Here is a 22,470-nt window from a genome sequence, read left to right as displayed (position 1 = left end):
CAAAATGTTCGATATGGTACTATTATTTGTAGGCTTAAATAGCATTAGTAGTTGCTCAAAATAACAAAAAAGGTTATTTAAATTATTTTATACCCATAATTTTGCTTTCTTGGTTTATGAAAAATATGTATTGCTGTTGAACAATTTAAAGAAATTGCGTAGCAATTTTCAGAAAATGACTTATAAAGAGGATGTAATGAGTTATGACAAAATTTTAAAAAGTTGTGAGGTAAACATTGTTTATATTTTAAGGAGGTAACAATATGAAAAAAAACATGTCACCTTTACTTAATATTGGACTTCTAATGTTTGTTATATATGTATTAATAGATAAGTTTATTGCACCATTATCGGATTGGATTGCAATCCCAGCACTATTGATCGCAATAGCACTAATCATTATTGGTCGTCTTAGATCGAAAAATGATAACAAGCAAACAAAATGAGCATAATTTGTATACATGTGAATACAATCTATTTTTAAATGAAGGTTTAAAAAATTAATAATTAAGGAAGTAGTTAAGTCGTAATAGCAAAATATTGCGTCTTAATATTATCCTATAGTGTATTGGTTTAAAAAGTTTATTGTATCTCATGCTTAAAATTAATAGCTTTAGTTCCCGTTGGACTTGTTAGTATAGTTATAGTTTCTATACCTCTTGGAGGGTTATGTGGCCCAGTAAAGGTTTCTACTTGTACTGTTATTTCATACTCAAATCTTTCAGGTGTTTTTTTGATACTTAATATTTTTGCATCCCATAAATCAAATTGTTTAGGGTAACCATAATATTTATCTACTTCATCAGAGATATATGGATATAAAAGAGACAATAGACTTCCTTTGTATAGTTCTTGTTGATTAGTATCCTTCATTTGCTTGGTATAAGAACTAGTATATGAATAAACATTTTTTGAACTAAAACTTATTAATATTATTAATAATACTGGGATAAATATTTTTTTCATAAAATCAACTCCTTGTATTATAGTTTGTGTAAGAAGTAGTGATTTATTAATAATTCATACTTTCCTTAAATCACTATGTAAAAGATTAAAAAGCAAAGAAGTAGTTAAGACATAATAGCAAAAGAGTATCACATAAAGGATACATATAAATTAGGGGATTGAAAATAATAAAAGTGCTGATTTTTACAGCACTTTTATTATTTTCAAGTGTGGTCTAATTTTTTTATTTTATTTAATGAATCTAACTCATATAGAAGGTGATTTCCTATGACTTCAATAGCTTCAGTATTGTATTCATATTCTGATAAATTTTTTAAAAATGTTTCTATAATTAGAGTTATATAGTTATTTAATAAGTCTATATTATGAATATTCTCAGTTGCTAAATCTATTTTTAGTTGATTTTGTTTGAAATCAAAAGACATATCATTAACAGCTGCAGACTTATTTTGAATTAGTTCAATTAAAGGAGCATTGAGTTCGTTGGCAAGATCTCTTAGTAACTTAATTTTAAATATATCGCTCTTAGCATTTTCAATGTTATTAAGTAACCCTACAGATATACCAAGTTTTTTAGATAATTTTTGAGTTGAGTAGCCTTTTGTTTTTCTATACTTTTTAACAGTAGTACCGAAAGTTTCGTAAATATCAGACATATGAATCCCTCCTGTTATGAATTATTGACAGCATTAGGGAAAATAATACTTACTAAAAAATTAAAGAAGGTATGAATTAATAGTATATTCCATCATAGGTGTTGTGGTGGGATTTTTTTATTTCTAAAAATCAGTAATAATCTCTCAAAGAGTTTTAAAACTTGTCCCTATTTCATATCTAATATAGTAGAGCAATTATAAGTGGTGTTATATATTGAAACAGAAAAAAAAGACTCTCAGCAAAAGTGAAGAAAATAAAATAAAGATAGAGAGGGTTTATAAGAATAAAACGGGAAAAACATTACAGCAAATTGTGGAAGAAATTCTTAAACTTAAGATGGGGTAATGTTCCACATATAACTATGTTTATTAGGTGGCATATTAATGGTATGGCAGGTAGTTATCTATCAATAGAGGAGGAAAAGTTACTGTATGGTAGATAACAACTACAAGGTAGGAATATATGTAAGACTTTCCCGTGAAGATGAACAAAAGGAAGTTGTAGAATCAGAGAGTATACAAAACCAGAAAGAATTTTTAACCAAGTATGTAAGAGACAAAGGATTAAACTTGGTGAAAATTTATCAGGATGACGGTTATACAGGTACCAATTTTGATAGGCCTGGTTTTAAAGAATTACTTAAGGATATAGAAGATAAAAAAATAAACATGGTAATTACCAAGGATTTATCAAGACTTGGAAGGGATTATATTACCACAGGTGAGATTCTTGAAAAATATTTCCCAGAAAATGATGTAAGATTTGTTGCTGTCAATGATAATATGGACAGCTTTATTAATGATAATAATGTTATGCTGCCTTTTAAGCTTGTTGTTAATGACTATTATGCAAGGGATATATCTCAGAAGGTAAGAACTACTATGAACTTAAAAAGACAGCAGGGAAAATATATAGGAGCTTTTGCACCTTATGGTTATAAAAAAGATCCTAAGGATAAGAACCATCTTATTATTGATGAAGAAGCAGCTTACATTGTAAATAGAATATTTGCTATGTATCTTAATGGAGAGGGAGAAGGAAAAGGTTATGGATTTTCTAAAATAGCAAATAAATTAAACAAAGAAAGTATTTTGTGTCCAGCAGCTTATAAGAAACTTCAAAATCCTAATTACAATAATGTAAGGTCTAAGTACTGTTTTTGGACACCAGAGGTAGTAAGAAACATATTGAAAAATCCAACCTATGCAGGGAATGTTACGCAGAATAAATATAAGAAAATTAATTATAAGATAAAAAAACTAAAGTCCATGAGTGTAGAAGAGTGGATAACTGTTGAAGATTCCCATGAGGCAATAGTTAGTAATGAGACATTTGAAGCTATTCAGAGATTGATTAGTGTAAAGGGAAATAGGCAATACAATACTAAAATAAGTAAGCATATACTTTCAGGATTAATATTTTGTGGAGATTGTGGTGGAAGGATGACTTATACCAAAACACCAAAAGGAGAGAGTTACTGCATTTGTGCAGCATATAAAAGATTTCATACTTGTACAAGGCACTCCATAAAAGAAAATGAGCTAATCGAGAGTGTTCTAAAAGATTTGAAAAGTATTCTAAATGCTTATATAGATAAGGAAAGATTAATAAAGGTCGCGGAAGAAGCTAAGGCTAAGAATACTAAAAAGGCAAATATAAAATCTGAGTTAAGACGGATAGATAAACGTTTAGGAGAGATACAAATTTTTTTGAAAAAGATGTTAGAAGATAAGTATCTAGGTAAGATTTCAGAAGAGATGTTTAATAATTTTACCGATGAGTATTTAAAGGAACAGAAAAAATTAAAGGGTGAAGGAGTAAGGCTTAAGGAGATCATAAAAAAACAGGAAGAAGAGAGCGGAAATAAAGACATGTTTAAAAACTTGGTTGAGGAGCTTTTAAAGATGGATGAGCCTGATAAATTAACATTATCTAAGTTAATAGATAAGATAGAAATATATGAAAATAAGAAAATAAAGATATTTTATAAATTCAAGTTACCTTTTTAGTATTCCAAAACGTATTTACCCCAGGGTACATTAAACCCCATCCATCTTCCTCCAAAGCCTTCACCCCAAATTCCTTTGTTTACAATAGTCCAGGTACCAACAGGGGATGGAGTAGAAGGTTTTCCACTAGCTATTGTATATGTTTTTAATACTTTCTCATCTTGTAAAACAGTAATGATGCTGTCACATACATCTACTACTATAACAATAGGTCTTTTAGGGTCATAGTTTTGAATAGTAGAAGTATAAGTTTGACAATTACCTTGTTTATATCCTCTGTAAATTAAAATAAATTCTATTATAAGTATTAATATTAGTATTAAAAGAAGTTTTAAAAAATTAGAATTAATACGTTTTTTAAACATATAAAATCTCCTATATAAATTATTATCTATATTATTTTATGCAACATTTACAAGTTAAAGGATAAAATACAAAAAATAACATTAAATAAGTGACAAAATTTCCATTATAAGGTATAATTAAATAAATTATATGGTTTAAGAGGTGATAAATGTGAATTTGGATGAAAAATCTTCAATAATTTTAATGGTACAAAGCGCCTATAAGGTATTTTGCTATTATAATATTTCACCCTTGACGGTGAAGAATTTTGAAGATATATATGGAGAGAATGCTTGGGAAAATTCAAAGCCAGTTTTGAAGATGTATGAAGTAGATGAAGGAATAGCTAAAGAAATAGAGACTATTTATTTAGATGCTTTTGCAAATAATTGGTACATAAATCTTAATAAAGATGATATGGATGTTTTTGTGAAGTTAGGAAGAATGCTTCCTGATGATAAATTTGTTGCAATATCAGTTTCAAATACAATAACAACACCAAGAGACAGACAATCTGGTGATAGAGATGTATATTATGTAGATCTTTCTCAAGAATATAAAGAAAAACCAGATACAGTACTTCCTACTTATAATGAAAATGATGAGTGTAAAATGAAACGAAATGAACCAAAACCTTATCCATTTATGGTTAAAAAAAAAAACATCAAATGTATGAATCAATAATTATAGGAGAAAAAAATTATTATAATGAATATTTTGAAGAATATTTTAATGAAGTATCAAAAGAAGATATAAATGCTTCATCATAAATAAACTAGCGGGGGGATAAATATGGAAAAAGGATATGTTGCCTTAATACTACACAGTCATATGCCGTATGTAAGACATCCAGATGTTGAAGATGCTCTTGAAGAAAGATGGCTTTTTGAGGCAATGAGTGAATGTTATATACCACTGATAAATGCGTTTGATAATTTAAATAAAGATAAAATTGAATTTAAGATAACTATGAATATTACACCGCCTCTTATGGCAATGCTTGAAGATGAATATTTAAATGAAAGGTATTTAGAATATTTAGATTCATGTATAGAGCTTTCAGAAAAAGAGATTATAAGAACTAAAAATGACAAAAAATTAAATGGATTAGCACATTTTTATAACGAAAGATTTAAAAATATATTAGAAACATATAAAAAATATGACAAAAGATTAATGAATGCGTTTAAGAAATTTGATGAATTAGGATGTCTTGAAATAATAACATGTTCAGCAACTCATGCATTACTTCCACTACTTACTATAAATCCAGAAACTATAAAAGCTCAAATTGCTACAGCTGTTCAATCATACATAGATTGTATTGGACATGCCCCAAAAGGAATATGGCTTCCTGAATGTGCCTATACTTATTCTCTTGATTCCATATTGAAAGAGTATGGAATAAATTATTTCATTGCGGAAAATAAAGCTGTACTTAATGCTTCGCCTAGACCAAAGTATGGTACCTACACTCCAATATCTACATCAAATGGAATATGTGCTTTTGGAAGAGATATGGAATCTTCTCAGCAGGTGTGGAGCAACTATTTAGGATATCCAGGAGATTTTAACTATAGAGAATTTTATAGAGATATAGGTTATGAGGCACCTATGGAATATATCGCACCATATATAAATAGAGCAGGAATAAGAATTGATACCGGAATTAAATATTATAAAATAACTGGTAAAACTGAAAATAAAGAGTATTATGATAGAGAAATAGCAATGAAAACAGTAAGAGATCATGCAGGACATTTTGCTGATGGTAGAAATAGACAAATAATGTTTGCTAGCGAGCAGATGGATGTGCCACCATTAATAACTTGTCCTTATGATACTGAATTATATGGACATTGGTGGTTTGAAGGTCCTGATTTCATAGAACAGTTTATACGTATGGCTTCTGAAGATTGGACTAATTTCAAGTTAACAACACCTTCAGAATATTTAAAACAAAATCCTATGGTTCAGTGCTGCAGTCCTTCACCATCAAGTTGGGGAGAAAATAGTGATTATTCTGTATGGTTAAATCCATCAAATCATTGGATATATAAAGATTTACATAGATGTGAACAATCTATGATAAGGCTTGCTAACACCTATAAAGAACCTACGGATATTCAAAAAAGGGCATTAAATCAAGCAGCTAGAGAATTAATGTTAGCAGAGTCTTCAGATTGGCCTTTTATTATTAAAAATAATACTACAGTAGAATATGCCATAAGAAGGGTAAATACACATGTAGAAAGATTTAATAAATTATATGAAGATATAACTAAAAATTCCATAGATATTAAATGGCTTTCTAATATTGAAGAAATAGATAATATATTTCCTAATGCTAATTATGAGATATATAGGAGAAATTAAAATAAATCCCTGTGAACTGAGGCTTCACAGGGATTTATTTCATATAAAAGTAAAAATCAATATATATGTACTTTTTATTTTTTACATTATAAATTATAATAGGTTTTATAAATAGATATGAAAAGGAGAGTATATGGAAAAAGGAATTTTTGACTTACAAAAACATAATTTGGATAATGGATTAACAGTAGTAACAATAAAGAAAGATACCCAACTAGCTTCTGTTCATGTAGGAATTAAGATAGGATCTATATATGAAAAAGTTGAACAAAAGGGTATATCACATTTTGTAGAGCATATGATGTTTAAAGGAACAAAAAAAAGAACAAATGAAGAACTTAATGAAGAACTTGAACAAAGGGCAGGAGACTACAATGCTTATACTGATTATAACTGCACAGTTTACAGTATGACAGTTTTAAAAGAAGAGATAGAGGCTTCTATAGAACTGATGGCAGATATGACTCAGAATTCTAATTTTCCTGAAGAAGAAATCGAGAGGGAAAGAGGAGTGATACTAGCAGAAATCAGGACAAGCAAAGATGATATAGAAGATTATAGTTTTAAAAACACAATGGAATGTGCATTTAAGAAAAGTTCCATAAGAATAGATACAATAGGCAGCAAAAATACGGTTGAAAAATTTAAAAGAAATGAACTAATGGAGTTTTATAAAAGATATTATGTGCCAAACAATGCATATATAACGTTAGTTTCATCTTATGATCATGATGAAGCCATAAACTTAATAGAAAAATATTTTAAAGATTGGCAAAAAAAAGAATTTGAAAGAGAAAAAGTAATAGTGGAAAATAATATACCTATTAAAAAGATTTCTTATAAAAAAGATGCGGAACAATGCACAATAGTTTATTTATATACTTTTCATAATTTAAGTAGAGATGAAGAACTTGCCCTTAGAATAATGAATTACAAATTTGGAGAAAGTGCAAATTCTGTATTGTTTAGACGATTAAGAGAGGAAAGAGGTCTTGCATATGATGTTTGTTCTGAATTAGATATGGGTAAATATGTTAAGACACTTAGTATATATACAGCTGTTAATGAGGATGATGTTAGTGAATCTTTAGATATAATTAATAAATCTATAGAAGATATACAAAATGAAAAAATAGTTTTAGATGATAAAAATATTTCACTTATGAAAAAAGTGCTTAAGACGGCTGTTGTGAGTACATTAGAAGATTCTACTCAGCTTTCCAATTATGTGGTACATCAAATCATTGATAAAGAAGATATTTATGAATTTATTGATAATATGAATAATATGGAAAATATTAAAGGCGAGGATATATATAAGGTTTCAAAAAAAGTTTTAAAAGAACCTACTATACATATTTTATTATCTGAAAAGAGTGATGAGTAGTGGAGAAAACAATAACGAAGATTGAGGTTCAAAAGAAAAACAAAAAAAGAGTTAATGTATATTTAGATGAAGAATTTACTTTTGCGTGCAGTACAGATCTTGTTTACTATTATAGACTTGAAAAAAATAAAAAAATAAATCTTGAGTTGTTAAAAGATATAATAGAAGAAGATAATTATCTAAAGGCTAAAAATTCAGCTTTAAATATAATAGAGAAGAGTTATAAAACTGAAAAACAAATGTTTGAAAAGCTAGTGAAGATAGGATATAATGAAAAAACTTCAGCTAGGGTTATGGATTTTTTAAGAGAATATAGTTTTGTAGATGATTTTAAGTATACAGATATGTTTATAAAAGATAAAAGTTCGTCTTGTGGAAAGAATAAAATAAAATATACGCTTCTAAGAAAAGGGATACCAGAAGAAATAGTGGAAGAGGGACTTAAGAAAATTGATTATGATTTTGAAATAAATACTGCTCTAAGACTGGCAGAGAAGAGATATAATATTATTCTTAAATCAGAAAAAAATAGATATAAAATTTATAAAAAGCTTGGAGATTATTTGATTTCCAGAGGATATGAATTCAATATAGTTAATAATGTTTTAAACAAAGTGGTTAAAGTAGAGAATGAAGTTTCTAACAATGAAAATGAAGTGGAAAAGAGTAATGACATGGAGGAACTTAAAGAACTTGCAGAAAAGAGATATAGAATAATAAGCAAATCTGAAAAAGATGGAGTAAAACTTTATAGAAAATTAGGACAATATCTTATTCGTAGAGGGTATGAATGGCAGGACGTTAAAAAAGTGCTTAAAGAGATAATATAGGAGTTTAACTATCAATTTTTAGGGGGTGGTTATATGACCCAAAATACAGTAGATATAGCTTTAATATTAATATTTTTATATCCTTTACTAAAAGGGTTTTTGTTTAAATTTTCATCTAAAAATTTAAAGAATGATATTGAAGAGATTGGTAGTTATATATCTTTTATAGGTGGAGCAATTTCTGGGACCTATTTGACTAAGCAAATTTTTGTAATGCACCAGGAAGGAGTGTATGCAGAGATTTATAATTATATTCCAGAAAAGATTGTCTCAGTATTAGACAGTAATCCTATATTTATATATGTAGTGGTGATGCCTATTATGATATTTTTACTTTATAAAATTATTGGATTTGTTATTGAAATTATAAATAGTATGACTTTTTATCCTTTGTTAGATGGGATAGAGGATTTAATAAAAGAAAAAAGTGGATTTACTAAGAGAATCATAGGCTTATTATTCCAATTACCTAAATCTATTTGCTATATTTTACTTGTGTCTTTGGTTTTAAATGTTTTGGTGATAATTGGAGTAAATAATTCCTATAATCAAAAGCTTGATAAGTCAGTGGTATATAGTTCTATTTGCGAAAATATTATAAATCCAATTACAAATTCTAAGTTTGCAAAGAAACTTCCTAATATAATAAATGATTCCTTTAAAATTGTTATAAAAAATGATGATACAGAATCATTAAGCAATTCTGGGAAAACTATAGTTTACTATAATGGGGTTACTTTATCAGAAGGTATAAAGTCAAATAAAGATGTAGATCAGTTTGCAAGAGAGTTGGTTAAAGATAGAAAAAATACTTATGAAAAATCAAAACACATATATAATTGGGTGGGGAAAAATATCGATTATGACTATGAAAAAGTTGATAAAATATTAAGAAATGATTTTAGTGTTAAGTCTGGAGCAATCAATACTTTTAATTCAAGAAAGGGAATATGTTTTGATTATGCATGTCTTTATGCTGCTATGTGTAAAGCGAATAATATAAAAGTTAGAATAATTACGGGAGAAGGATTTAATGGATCAAATTGGGTTAGTCATGCGTGGAATCAAGTATATATAAGTGAAGAAAATATATGGATAAATGTGGATACTACCTTTTATAAGGGTGGTAATTACTTTGATAGTTCTATTTTTAAATTAGATCACAGAAATGCTAAAATAGCTGGATAATGATAAAAAACATGAAATTTTAAGGAACATTAAACAATGAACAAAAAATTAATAACATTTTAATGATTTATTGACATATTTTTTATATAAGGTATGATTGTATTGGGGTATATTATGTAGAAATATAGTTTAAATGCGTGAATTTATTCAATAAGTGGTAATGGCAGCTTTCAAAGCTTAAATGTAAAATATATCCTTTTAGAGTAAGTTGTAGCAATATTAATTAATGTGACTTATATAGGAGGGAAAAAGAAAATGACAGTGTATAAGTTCATTAGTAAAATTTTTATTTCTGCTTTAGAAGCAGTACCTATTTTATTGATGTATGTTAAAATTCTTCAAAAAGAACATTATTTAAAGGAACATAGAAAAAGAGTCTATTTGTTTATATTAATATATTCAGTATTTACTGCATGGGCTTTTATAAGTATGCCAATGGGAAGTCATACTATTGTCATAATTACATTTTCAATAATAGTTCTTTCAATACTTACATCTACACCATTAAAATTTTCATGTATAGGAGTATTAATTTCTATTATTTATGCAACCGTTATTGAATTAGGATGTCTTGCTGTTTTTTCAATTTGTGTTGGTACAAATAGTATTAATTTATTACAAGATATTGGTATAGATATAATATTTGCAATAATATTGAATTTTATTAGAGTATTAATTATAAAATTAATGAATAGACACAAAATAAATTTTTTGCAGTTACCTTCAAAAGATGATGAAGATACTATAACATCTTATTGGATATTTGGTATGTTTATTATGTTACTTTCTATCGTTAGCATTAATATTATTATTAGTAATAAAGTTAATATTGTTTTATATCAAGTGTTGCTGTTTTTATTATTTTTATTTTTTATAGTTATTGGAATGGTTGACTATAGAAAGAGGATTGAATTAAACAAGATAAAAAATAAGTTTGAGCTAAAAAAAGAATATGTAAATAACCTTGAAAGTATTGTAGATATTATTAGAAGAGAAAAGCATGATTTTGCTAATCATATAAATACAGTTTATGCTATGTGTGTGTTAGATAAACCTAATACTGTTGACAGAATAAAAGATTATTTAAAAAAGACTACAAACAATCTGGAATCAGCATATAGATTTTTTGATACTGGGAATGATTACATAGATGGTTTAGTGGCAATGAAAAGCAATTTTGCTTTTGAAAATAATATTTATTTAGATGTTGAGTTTGAAACACCATTAGAAATAGTAATGGCAGATGATAATGATTTAGTAGGTATTATAAGTAACATTTTAGATAATGCTTTTGAGGCGTTTAATTTAGAAACACATGAAGGAAAGAAAATAGTTTCTGTGTATGGATATGTTGAAGATAATAGTTATTTTTTATCTATTGCCAATAATGGACCAATGATTGATAAGGAGACAGAAGAGAAACTATTTAAAAAAGGTTTTTCTACAAAGATTAGTAATAAAAAAGACCATGGATTTGGATTATTTATTGTAGATAAGCTCATGAAAAAAAATCACGGGAAAATAGAAATTTCAAGTTCTCCACAGGAGACAGAATTTTTGCTAGAATTTAAATTAAAGAAGGATTATTGTGGAGAAGTTGGTTGATAAAATTATTATTCGGCACAAAGCTAGTATTTTATAGAAGTTAGTTTTACGATATACTACATTATTTATCTTTATTTGTCTTTACTGAGGGTTTGAATTATTAAATCTATAGCTTTTTCACAATCAGAGTCTTCATTATTTAAAGCCCATGCTGTATTAAAGTAAATCAAAGCTTTTTTTGCATCTTTAAGCATAGCATAACAATAACCTAAATTGAAAAAATATCTGCTGTCTTCCTTTTCGCGTATTGCAGCTTTTAAAAGGGAGATGGCTCTTGTGTAGTTATTGAGTTTAATGAAACATACAGCTGTATTATATAATGAAGCTGTTTTGTTTTCTTTAAGTTCAATAGCTTTTTTATATGCATTAATAGCTTTTTCATATTCTTTTTTATTATATAAATTATTGGCTTGATCAAAAAAACTCATATATAAACCTCCATATAATCAAAAATACTAGTTTAATTATTGTCTAGTTATATATATATTATTCAATCTATACAAAAAATTATTGTAATAAAAATAAATTGACAATTTGTTATTGCCAATTTATTTTTGTAGTGAATTAATATTTTTGTAGTGAATTAATATTTTTTATAAATTTAGTTTTTACTAGAGTTATTTTTAATCAAACGTTTTTCTAAGTGTGAAACTACAGTGTACATAAGAAATGCTAAAATTGAAAGTATTATTATACTCATCATAACCATATCAAGCTGCGATATCTGACCACCAAATATAATTAAAAAGCCAAGACCTTCTTTGGCTACTAAAAATTCACCCATTATAACGCCTACCCAAGAAAGTCCTACATTTATCTTAAGAGATGATATTATTGTAGGTATGGAGGCAGGAATGATAAGAGAAGTTAGAATTTGTTTTTTATGAGCACCAAAAGTTTTCAGTAGCTTTATTTTATCTTTATCCACTTCCTTAAAACCATTTAATATATTTATTATTGTTACAACAATTGATATTAGCAGTGCAATTAAAATTATTGCATTTACACCGTTACCTACCCAAAATATAATTATAGGGGCTAAGGCTACTTTAGGTAATGCATTTAGCACAACGAGATAAGGATCTAGTACTTTTGAAGCGAAATCTGACCACCATAGAAGTGTTGCTATAAATGTACCTAAAACTGTTCCCAGTAAAAAACCTAAAATAGTTTCTCCACAAGTAATTAAAATATGTCTAAATAAGGTTCCTTCGTTATATATTTTTATCAAGCTTTTCCACATTCTTGATGGAGTGCTTGTAAGAAAAGGATCAATTAAACCAGTATTGCCAGCTATTTCCCAAAAGGCGAATAATGCTATGAGAATAAGCAATCTTGTAATTACAACTTTCCTTTTTTCTTTTTTTATTTCTTTTATGAAATTTTCATGCTCTATACTCTTGTTAATCATTTATATCTAACTCCTCCCAAATTGTATTGAAATAAAGTCTAAATTCAGGAGCTTCTCTGGATTTTAAAGGAGAATTACATTCAGTAGAAAATTTAATAGGTATTTCTTTTTTTATTACAGCAGGACGTTTAGATAGTATCAATACTCTATTAGACATAGATATAGCTTCTGAAATATCATGAGTTACCATGATGGCTGTTTTGTTTTCACGTTTAATAATTTTATATATTTCGTCGCTGGCGTTTAATCTGCTTTGATAGTCAAGAGCAGAGAAAGGTTCGTCTAAAAGTAGTATTTCAGGATTTAAAGCTAAAGTTCTAATTAAAGCAACTCTTTGTCTCATACCTCCAGACAATTGATTTGGATAAAAGTCTTTAAAATCCCATAGATTATAATCAGTTAAAAGTTTTTTTACTTTATTTATATTGAGCTTATTTACTTTATGCTGAATTTTTAATCCTAAAAGTACATTGTTCCATACAGTAAGCCACTCAAACAGCTGATCTTTTTGAAACATATAGCCTATTTTTAAGTATGAATAACTTATACTTTTATTATCTATAAGTACATCTCCCTGAGAGGGTTTTAAAAGTCCAGCAATAATGTTTAAAATTGTAGACTTGCCACACCCAGAAGGGCCAACAATACTTATAAATTCTCCTTCAGATACAGAAAAGGTAATATCTTTTAATGCTTCAGTTTCGCTTTTAAGAGTATGATAATTCATATAAACATGAGACATAGATAATTTATTCATCATATCAACTCCAAAGAATTATAGTTTATTATATGAAAAAAAAAATATAATGTTAAACATAGAGAAAAAGAATAAAGTATAATTTTAGTAGAATACAACGAACAATATATTTCAAAATAATTTAATTAAACAATAATAAAATACATTAGTTTATGAAAATATTGTTAATATTTATAAATTACGGATTGAAAATTTTAATTATAAATCTTATAATTAGTAGACAGATGAAAATTTTATTAGAAAAGTGAGAAGAGGAATATGAAGAAATTATTATGTTTTGGATTGGATGTAGGTTCAACAACAGTTAAATTAGTTGCACTTGATAAAAAGGATAATATAGTGTATGGAACATATAAGAGACATTTTTCTGACATAAAAAATACTATTATTGACCTTATCCACGAAGCTTACTCAAAATTCAAGGATCATAGTATAACAATAATGATAACGGGGTCTGGTGGACTTGCTGTATCAAAGTGGTTAAATGTATCTTTTATTCAAGAGGTAATAGCATCTACTAAAACTGTTGAGAGATTTATCCCAAGAACAGATGTGGCAATTGAACTTGGGGGTGAAGATGCAAAAATAACATATTTTGATGATGGTATCGAACAAAGAATGAACGGTACTTGTGCAGGAGGAACTGGCGCATTTATTGATCAAATGGCAGTATTAATGCAAACTGATGCATCAGGCCTTAATGAAATGGCAAAGGAATACAAAGTAATTCATCCTATTGCATCACGATGTGGTGTATTTGCAAAAACTGATATACAACCACTTTTAAATGAAGGTGCTTCAAAAGAAGATTTAGCTGCTTCGATTTTTCAAGCTGTAGTAAATCAAACAATAAGTGGACTTGCATGTGGTAAGCCTATAAAGGGAAATGTTGCTTTTTTAGGAGGACCTTTATACTTTTTATCTGAACTTAGAAAAAGATTTGTTGAAACATTAAAATTAGAAGAAAATCAAATAATCTTTCCAGAAAATTCACAGTTGTATGTAGCTATGGGTGCAGCTTTAGCTTCTAGAGAAGAAGAAATAATATCATTTAATTCTCTTTATGAAAAATTGCCTAAGTTGAGAGAAGCTACAACTCATGAAGTTAATAGATTAAGGCCATTATTCGTTAATGAGCATGAATTACAAGAATTTAGAGAGAGACACTCAAAATATAAAGTAAAAAGAAAAGAGCTTTCTGGATATGAAGGTACATGCTTTTTAGGTATAGATGCAGGTTCTACAACTACAAAAGCGGCTTTAATAGCTGAAGATGGCTCTCTTCTATATTCTCATTATGGAAGTAATGAGGGAAAGCCTTTAGCTCGAACTATTGAAATATTAAAAGAGATTTATAATATGCTTCCACCAAAAGCTGAAATAGTAAACAGTACTGTTACAGGTTATGGAGAAGCGCTTATTAAGGCAGCACTAAAAATTGATATTGGAGAAATTGAAACAATAGCTCATTATAAAGCAGCAGATTTTTTCCTTCCAGGGGTTGAATTTATACTGGATATTGGTGGGCAAGATATGAAGTGTATGAAAGTTAAAGATGGCGTAATAGACAGCATAATGCTAAATGAAGCTTGTTCTTCAGGCTGTGGTTCCTTCATAGAAACCTTTGCAAAGTCTTTAGATATGGGAATTGAGAAGTTTGCTGAAGCTGCTGTTTTTGCAAAAGAACCTGTAGATCTAGGTTCAAGATGTACAGTTTTTATGAATTCTAGAGTAAAGCAGGCACAAAAAGAAGGAGCTTCTGTAGGGGATATATCTGCAGGACTTTCATATTCAGTTATAAAGAATGCACTATATAAGGTAATTAAATTAAGAAATCCAGAAGAAATGGGAGAAAAGGTTATTGTTCAAGGGGGTACCTTCTATAATGATGCAGTGCTTAGAAGCTTTGAAAATATATCAGGAAGAGATGTAGTAAGACCAGATATATCAGGAATAATGGGAGCTTTTGGATCGGCACTAATTGCAAGAGAAAAGTATGAAGAAGGATATCAAACTACTTTAATTTCTCTAGAAAAGCTCAATAATTTTAAGATAAATACGTCTATGAGAAGATGCGGAGGATGTGGAAACAATTGTCTTCTTAATATAAATAAATTTGCAGATGGTGAAGTTTTTATATCTGGGAACAGATGTGAAAAAGGAATTAATAAAGCAAATGCTAAAAAAGACATACCAAATCTTTATGATTATAAGTATAATAGAATATTTAACTATGTACCTTTAAAGCAGGAAGAGGCAGTAAGAGGAACAGTAGGAATTCCAAGAGTACTTAATATGTATGAAAATTATCCTTATTGGTTTACTTTCTTTAATGAATTAGGATTCAAAGTAGAATTATCAAGAAGATCATCTAAGGAAGTTTACGAGTTAGGTATGGAAACAATACCTTCAGAGTCTGTGTGTTATCCAGCTAAATTGGTGCATGGACATATAATGGATTTAGTGAGCAAAAATGTAGACTTTATATTCTACCCATGTATACCAGTTGATAAGAAAGAGCAGAAAGGAGCAGATAATAATTATAGCTGTCCTATAGTAACGTCTTATCCAGAAGTAATAAAAAATAATGTAGATGTATTAAGAGAAAAGAATATAAAATTTATGAATCCGTTTCTTCCAATGGATGATGAGAAAAGATTAGCTAAAAGACTTTATGATGAATTAAAAGATAGTGGGATTTCTAAAAAAGAAATATTAGAGGCAGCACAAAAAGCGTGGAAAGAAAGAGAAAACGCTAGAAATGATATAAGAGTAAAAGGAGAAGAAGTACTGCAATACCTTAAAAAGACTGGAAGAAAAGGAATTGTACTTGCAGGTCGTCCATATCATGTAGATCCTGAAATTAATCATGGAATGGCAAATTTAATTACAGAATTTAATATGGCTGTATTAACGGAGGATGCTATTGCACATCTTGGAGAGGTTAAAAGACCATTAAGAGTTGTGGATCAATGGGTATATCACTCAAGATTATATGCAGCTGCAGAGTTTGTGGCTACTCAAGATAATTTAGAACTTGTTCAGTTAACTTCTTTTGGGTGTGGTCTTGATGCTGTTACAGCTGATCAAGTTGAGGAAATACTAAAAGGACATGATAAAATTTATACTCTTTTAAAAATAGATGAAGTTAGTAATCTTGGAGCTGCTAGAATAAGAATACGTTCTTTAAAAGCTGCTATAGAAGAAAGAGATAAAAAAGGGGTTAAACCTAAATTACAATCAAAACCTGCAGAAAAGATACCATTTACAGAGGAAATGAGAAATAAGCATACTATTTTAGCACCGCAAATGTCACCTATACATTTCCAATTTGTACAAGAAGCTTTATCTTCATCAGGTTATAATTTAGAAGTATTACCATCTGTTGATAAAGGTGCTGTTGAAGAAGGCCTTAAGTATGTAAATAATGATGCTTGTTATCCTTCTATTATAGTAGTTGGGCAAATGATAGAAGCATTGAAATCTGGAAAGTATGATGTTAATAATACTTCTCTTATAATAACTCAAACAGGCGGCGGCTGTAGAGCTAGTAACTATGTAGGTTTCTTAAGAAAGGCATTAAAGGAAGCTGGATTTCCAAATGTCCCTGTAATATCTTTAAACTATGTAGGACTTGAAAGCAATCCAGGATTTACACTTTCGTACTCAATGGCTAAAAAATCATTAACAGCATTGCTTTTTGGAGATTTGTTAATGAGAGTATTATATAGAGTGAGACCTTATGAGAAAATAGAGGGATCTGCAAATTTCCTATATGATAAATGGGTTGAAAAGTGTAAGAAAGTAATTAGGGATGGAGATTTTAAATTAGCTAAAAAATATATATATGAAATAGTTAAGGATTTTGATGAACTTGAAATTTTAGATATTAAGAAGCCTAGAGTAGGAGTAGTTGGAGAAATTCTTGTAAAATATCATCCAACAGCAAATAATGATATTGTAGGAATTTTAGAAAGTGAAGGAGCAGAAGCAGTTGTACCAGATTTAACAGACTTTTTCTTATACTGCGCATATGATGAGACATTTAAATATAAATATTTATCAGGTAATTTAAAGTCTAAGATTATTAGTGATGCAGTTATCTGGTATATAGAATATTTTAGAAGAGATATGAAAAAAGCTCTTAACAGCAGTAAGAGATTTGAATCACCTTCTACTATAAGAGAACTTGCAGAAGGAGCATCACCTATTTTATCTATGGGAAATCAAACTGGTGAAGGTTGGTTTTTAACAGGTGAAATGGTTGAACTTATAAAGAGTGGAGTTAAGAATATAGTGTGTATGCAGCCTTTTGCTTGTTTACCTAATCATGTAACTGGTAAAGGAGTTATTAAAGAGCTTAGAAGAAGATATAAGGGTACTAATATTGTTGCTGTTGACTATGACCCTGGTGCTAGTGAAGTAAATCAAATCAATAGAATTAAGTTAATGCTAGCTGTAGCAGTTAAAAATTTAAAGGATGAAGATAGTGAAAATTTAAGAAGCAAATCTGAAGTTATGGAAGAGATTGCTAGCAGTAAGCAGCACTAAAAAATATAAAGCTAATGCCAAGTGGCATTAGCTTTTATGATTTTATTTCTTTTCAGATACTGTTTTTTCTGCATATTTATTAGTGACAATAGAGTTAAATGGAGGTCTTTCTTTAATTAAATCTGATCTATAAGATTGAATTATGTCCATAAGTCTATTTAAGTCTGCTTCTTTCATTACAGGATTTTCTGCAAATGCGTTTATACCTTTATAATTCTTAATAACGTTTGTTAAAATTTCTATATCACTGCCAGGGAAGAATGAGCTTATAGATTCTGCAACTTCTTTGTCACTATGATTAGCTACCCAAACTTGACCCTTATAAATAGCTTTTGTGAATTTTTCTATTACATCTGGATTTTTTTCCATATAAGAGTTAGTAGCAAAATAACAAGTATATGGAATTGTACCAGCTTGTTTGCCTATAGAATCTACAATGTATCCAGATTGATCTTTCTCTAACATACTAGCTGTAGGTTCAAAAAGAGCAACATAGTCACCAGTTCCAGCTTTGAAAGCACCAGCTGTAGCAGTGAAAGCTAGATTAGTTATAAGATTTACATCTTCGTTAGGTTTTAAACCGTGATTTCTTAAGACATATTCAAGAGACATTTCAGGCATTCCACCAGGTCTTCCACCTATTATAGTTTTGCCTTTAAGAGATTCCCATTTAAAATCAGTTTCGGTAGTTCTGCCAACTAAGAAAGAACCATCAGTTTGTGTGAGTTGTGCAAATATAATAGGTAAATCTTCACGCTTCTGATTGTAGATATAAATAACTTGTTCAGGTCCACAGAAACCTATTTGACAGCTTCCAGATAAAACTTGTTGCATAGTTTTATCTGCACCTTGACCTGTTGAAAGATCAATATCTAAGCCTTCTTCTTTAAAGAAACCTTCATTAATAGCTACATACATAGGAGCATAAAAAACAGAACGTACTACTTCATTTAATTTAACTTTTTTTAGTTGAGGATCTTTCTTAGGAGCACATCCTGTTAGGAGTGTAAAACTCAAGATCAATGTACAGAGAATTGAAAATAGACTAAACACCTTTTTTTTCATAAAAGTACTTTACCTCCATAGAATTAATTTATGTGATAGTATTATATGAAAGTTATCGAGTACTGGTGCTTAGGTTTTATTAAGCCTTACATTTAAATATTATGCAGTCTAAATCTATTTCTTTACAAGAATTTTTATTTTTGAGTTCTTAAATTCTAAAATTCTTTACTTTCGTTTAGTTGGTTATATATTAATTTTCATGAAAAATATAATTTGATTTGAAACTAAATATGAGTATGATTCAAAACACAATATAACAAAAGCAACTTCTGCTGAAAATGTAGTATATTCATTTAGTTATGATGGCTACGGAAATCCAAAAACAGCTACAATAGGAGATACAACTAATGGTTTAACCATTAAATCAACTGCTGAATATACAAGTGACGGAAACTATATAAAATCCGTTGAGGATTCGTCAGGCAGTAAGGTAACTTATGACTACGATACAGTAAAAGGTACACTTAAGAGTTTTACTGATGCGAAAGGAAAAATAACTTCATATTCCTATGATAATCTTGATCGTTTGCAAAGTGTATCAAAGACTGCTGATGGTAAAACTGTAACAAACAGCTACTCTTATGAAAATGACAGAATAAAATCAGTAACTCACAATGGATTCAGCTACAATTTTGGTTATGATAAATTAGGCAACAATACTACAGTAGCTGTAGGAAATCAAAACTTAATCACAAATATACTTCAAGCTAGAACTAGTAAACTTTTAGGTTCAGACTATGGAAATGGTGATACCGTAAGATATGTTTATGATGAAGAAGATAGAGTAATTGCTGACAAATATAATGGAGTAGAAAAGTTTAAATATAAATACGATGCCAGCGGAAATTTAGCATATCATGAAGAAGTAAATGAAGTAAACTACCAATATTTCTATGATGCTTCAGAAAGACTTACAAAGATAAAAGACTCAAAGGGAAATATAATAAACTATAATTATGATATTGAAAGCAATCTAAGCAGCTTCCAGGAAAAAGTAGATGGAAAAGGCTATATGACATCTTATGACTATGACAAAGACAGCAAAACAACAGACATCTACTATAATAATCCATTAAAGAATGATGGAAACATGGAAAACTTCCCACTGAATGGAACAATTACAGGTTCAAAAGGAACGAAGCCATACAGCGCAACAGGAGTTGATTTTGTTGCTGATACTACAGTAGAAAGTGGTAAGAAAGTCCTAACAACAGACACAGCAACAAAAATTCTATATGATTTAGGACTAACTAAAGACTCTGGAACCATGGGAGTATGGTTTACTATAAAAAGTAGTGGCACTACAAGATATATACTTGCATCAGAAGGCAATGATAATGCAATTTTAAGTCTGTATCTTGATTCAAACAATAAACTAAATCTAGCAGTAAGAGGTAAAGGTGGAAATTGGGTTACTCTAAAAACATCAACAGATGTTGTAGCGGTAAATACATGGAACTATGCAGCATTTAATTGGACTGTAACTGATGGAAGTTTAAGTGCGAAATTATATCTAAATGATAAAGTTTATATACCAGATATTGGCGACACCACAGACTTTAAAGACTTCACAGGAGCAACAACAGCAGTAGGCGGACACAATTCTGGAAGTTACCAATTAAATGGACAATTGGAGCAGTTCAGCTTCTATAATACAGCATTAAGTGATGATGAAGTAAAAGCAATTCATGCAAGAGGAAGAGGAAACAGATTAAATTATAAGTATGATAATCTTGGAAGACTTGAAGAAAGAAAACTAAGCACAGGAAAAACAGACTTTAGTACAACTTATGAATTTGAAGCAGGAAAAGAAGCCAATACAACTACAACAAGAGTAAGCAAAATAAGTAATGATGGAAAAGAAATAACTTACACTTACGATGCTAATGGTAATATTGAAACCATAATACAAGATGGAAAGGCAATAAAATACTACTACGATGAGTTAAACCAGCTTATAAGGGAAGATAACAAAGTATTAGATAAGACCATAGTATACAGCTATGATGTGGGAGGAAATATAACAAGTAAGCAAGAATATGCTCACACAACAGGAACACTAGGAGATGTTACAAAGACCTATGGTTATGAGTATACAGATGCAAATTGGAAAGATATGCTTACAAATTTTGATGGTCAAACAATAACTTACGATGCCATAGGAAACCCTCTAACTTATAATGGTTGGACATTTACTTGGGAGCATGGAAGACAACTAGCATCTTTAGATGGAAATGGGTATGATGATATAATATTTAAGTATAATTCATTAGGCATAAGAACAGAGAAAAAAGTAGTTCAGGGACAAAATACAGTTATAACTAAATATTATCTTGTAGGAGATAAAGTAACCTATGAGGATAATGGAACAGATAGGATATATTACACTTATGATAATAACGGTAAGCTAGTAAGTATGAATCTAAATGGTCAGGATGAATATTACTACATTAGAAATGCTCAAGGAGATATAATAGGGTTATATGATAAGACTGGAGCAGAGGTAGTAAAATATAGTTATGACTCATGGGGAAATTTAATTTCTATTAATGATACAAGTAACAAGGATGTTGGTGAAAAGAATCCTTATAGATATCGAGGATATAGATATGACAATGAAACTAAATTATACTATCTACAAAGCAGGTACTATAACCCTGAGTGGGGTAGATTTATAAATGCGGATGCAATAGCAGGAAGTGTAGGAGAATTATTAGGACACAATATCTTTGCTTATTGTAAGAATAATGTTGTAAATATGAGTGACCCATCTGGATTTAGAGCTATATTTACTTTAGGTGAAGAGACGGAAGAGATGAGAGAAGCTTCATTAGAATTGATGAAAAAAGAAGCATTACAAAGTAGCAGTCGACATAATGTAAAAAAAATAAAATCGTCCCAAATATGTGATAAAAGTGGTGATGAAAAATATATAAAGTTTGGTAAAGTGAATAAGGAGTCTAGCAGTATTGGAGGTACATTTGAATTAAGTGGAATTGAAGCATATGTTCCAGCTGATTATGGAATGTCGATAACAGAAAAAATTTTGAATGCCGAAGGTGGTTTTTCTATATGGACACCTAATGATGGAGCAATAGGTGTTGGAGGAGGCTTGAAAGCTTCAGTGTTTAAAACATCTATATTATTTGGTTCATTTGACATCTTTGGATATAATGTATCATTTGAAGGAGAAATAGAGATATTTAGTATTGGAGCAGAAGCATCTTTGGGATTAAATAAAAAAGGACAATTTAAGATTCATGGATCTGTTGGAGTAGGGGAATTAGGTGGTGGATTTACTTTAGAAATTAGTAAGTAGAAAA

17 protein-coding genes and 1 pseudogene are annotated in these 22,470 nt (G+C 29.2%); 11 read left to right on the top strand and 7 right to left on the bottom strand.

Translation table 11 applies throughout. From position 1 onward, the window contains the following. Positions 1-275: 275 nt before the first annotated feature. Positions 276-446 (top strand): hypothetical protein, encoded by a 171-nt coding sequence (locus OXH55_RS08415; RefSeq protein ID WP_268049421.1) that lies wholly within the window; start codon positions 276-278, stop codon positions 444-446. Positions 447-582: 136 nt separating this feature from the next. Here the strand turns inward: OXH55_RS08415 and OXH55_RS08410 are convergent, their stop codons facing one another. Both OXH55_RS08410 and OXH55_RS08405 read right to left on the bottom strand, forming a co-directional pair. Then, positions 583-966, bottom strand: coding sequence for a DUF3888 domain-containing protein (locus OXH55_RS08410; RefSeq protein WP_268049420.1), 384 nt, complete (start codon positions 964-966; stop codon positions 583-585). Between the two features lie 203 nt (positions 967-1,169). Next, on the bottom strand, positions 1,170-1,622 hold the full coding sequence (locus tag OXH55_RS08405) for a helix-turn-helix domain-containing protein (protein ID WP_268049418.1): 453 nt from the start codon (positions 1,620-1,622) through the stop codon (positions 1,170-1,172). Positions 1,623-1,836: 214 nt separating this feature from the next. Between OXH55_RS08405 and OXH55_RS08400 the strand changes: the two genes are divergently transcribed. Continuing rightward, on the top strand, positions 1,837-1,968 hold the full coding sequence (locus OXH55_RS08400) for a hypothetical protein (RefSeq protein WP_268049416.1): 132 nt from the start codon (positions 1,837-1,839) through the stop codon (positions 1,966-1,968). An 86-nt stretch (positions 1,969-2,054) separates the two neighbouring features. Continuing rightward, on the top strand, positions 2,055-3,632 hold the full coding sequence (locus OXH55_RS08395; protein ID WP_268049415.1) for a recombinase family protein: 1,578 nt from the start codon (positions 2,055-2,057) through the stop codon (positions 3,630-3,632). Between the two features lie 11 nt (positions 3,633-3,643). Here the strand turns inward: OXH55_RS08395 and OXH55_RS08390 are convergent. Further along, a pseudogene (locus OXH55_RS08390) lies at positions 3,644-3,997 on the bottom strand (L,D-transpeptidase); the annotation flags it as partial. A gap of 151 nt (positions 3,998-4,148) precedes the next feature. Between OXH55_RS08390 and OXH55_RS08385 the strand changes: the two are divergent. From OXH55_RS08385 to OXH55_RS08360, 6 genes are all read left to right on the top strand, one after another. Then, positions 4,149-4,661 carry a DUF4912 domain-containing protein gene (locus tag OXH55_RS08385; protein WP_268049411.1) on the top strand — a complete coding sequence of 171 codons (513 nt, stop codon included), beginning with the start codon at positions 4,149-4,151 and terminating at the stop codon, positions 4,659-4,661. Between the two features lie 108 nt (positions 4,662-4,769). After that, positions 4,770-6,353, top strand: coding sequence for a glycoside hydrolase family 57 protein (locus tag OXH55_RS08380; protein ID WP_268049409.1), 1,584 nt, complete (start codon positions 4,770-4,772; stop codon positions 6,351-6,353). A 133-nt stretch (positions 6,354-6,486) separates the two neighbouring features. Further along, a complete protein-coding gene (locus OXH55_RS08375) occupies positions 6,487-7,740 on the top strand; it encodes a M16 family metallopeptidase (RefSeq protein WP_268049407.1) in 1,254 nt (417 codons plus the stop codon). Next, the gene (gene recX / locus OXH55_RS08370) at positions 7,740-8,570 is read left to right on the top strand and encodes a recombination regulator RecX (protein WP_268049406.1); all 831 of its coding nucleotides are present in this window, start codon (positions 7,740-7,742) and stop codon (positions 8,568-8,570) included. Before OXH55_RS08375 ends, recX begins: the two co-directional genes overlap by 1 nt. A 33-nt stretch (positions 8,571-8,603) precedes the next feature. Beyond that, positions 8,604-9,758, top strand: coding sequence for a transglutaminase-like domain-containing protein (locus OXH55_RS08365; RefSeq protein WP_268049404.1), 1,155 nt, complete (start codon positions 8,604-8,606; stop codon positions 9,756-9,758). A gap of 255 nt (positions 9,759-10,013) precedes the next feature. Further along, positions 10,014-11,363: a sensor histidine kinase gene (locus tag OXH55_RS08360; RefSeq protein WP_268049402.1), complete on the top strand. Its 1,350-nt coding sequence runs from the start codon at positions 10,014-10,016 to the stop codon at positions 11,361-11,363. Between the two features lie 71 nt (positions 11,364-11,434). Here OXH55_RS08360 and OXH55_RS08355 read toward each other — a convergent pair whose 3' ends face one another. From OXH55_RS08355 to OXH55_RS08345, 3 genes are all read right to left on the bottom strand, one after another. Further along, positions 11,435-11,791 carry a tetratricopeptide repeat protein gene (locus tag OXH55_RS08355; protein WP_268049400.1) on the bottom strand — a complete coding sequence of 119 codons (357 nt, stop codon included), beginning with the start codon at positions 11,789-11,791 and terminating at the stop codon, positions 11,435-11,437. Between the two features lie 173 nt (positions 11,792-11,964). Next, on the bottom strand, positions 11,965-12,774 hold the full coding sequence (locus OXH55_RS08350; RefSeq protein ID WP_268049399.1) for an ABC transporter permease: 810 nt from the start codon (positions 12,772-12,774) through the stop codon (positions 11,965-11,967). After that, positions 12,767-13,531 carry an ABC transporter ATP-binding protein gene (locus OXH55_RS08345; RefSeq protein ID WP_268049398.1) on the bottom strand — a complete coding sequence of 255 codons (765 nt, stop codon included), beginning with the start codon at positions 13,529-13,531 and terminating at the stop codon, positions 12,767-12,769. Before OXH55_RS08345 ends, OXH55_RS08350 begins: the two co-directional genes overlap by 8 nt. Before the next feature lie 258 nt (positions 13,532-13,789). Between OXH55_RS08345 and OXH55_RS08340 the strand changes: the two genes are divergently transcribed. After that, positions 13,790-18,082, top strand: a complete 4,293-nt coding sequence (locus OXH55_RS08340) for a 2-hydroxyacyl-CoA dehydratase (protein ID WP_268049396.1) — start codon at positions 13,790-13,792, stop codon at positions 18,080-18,082. A 42-nt stretch (positions 18,083-18,124) separates the two neighbouring features. Here the strand turns inward: OXH55_RS08340 and OXH55_RS08335 are convergent, their stop codons facing one another. Further along, positions 18,125-19,147, bottom strand: a complete 1,023-nt coding sequence (locus tag OXH55_RS08335) for an ABC transporter substrate-binding protein (RefSeq protein WP_268049394.1) — start codon at positions 19,145-19,147, stop codon at positions 18,125-18,127. A 526-nt stretch (positions 19,148-19,673) separates the two neighbouring features. Here OXH55_RS08335 and OXH55_RS08330 point away from each other — a divergent pair. Next, a complete protein-coding gene (locus OXH55_RS08330) occupies positions 19,674-22,466 on the top strand; it encodes an RHS repeat domain-containing protein (RefSeq protein WP_268049392.1) in 2,793 nt (930 codons plus the stop codon). The last annotated feature ends 4 nt before the right edge of the window (positions 22,467-22,470 follow it).

This window comes from Clostridium ganghwense (assembly GCF_026735165.1).
Taxonomy (GTDB): Bacteria; Bacillota; Clostridia; order Clostridiales; family Clostridiaceae; genus Clostridium_H; species Clostridium_H ganghwense.
Note: the sequence above shows the minus strand (reverse complement) of the source record. Positions and strands in the feature narration are given on the sequence as shown.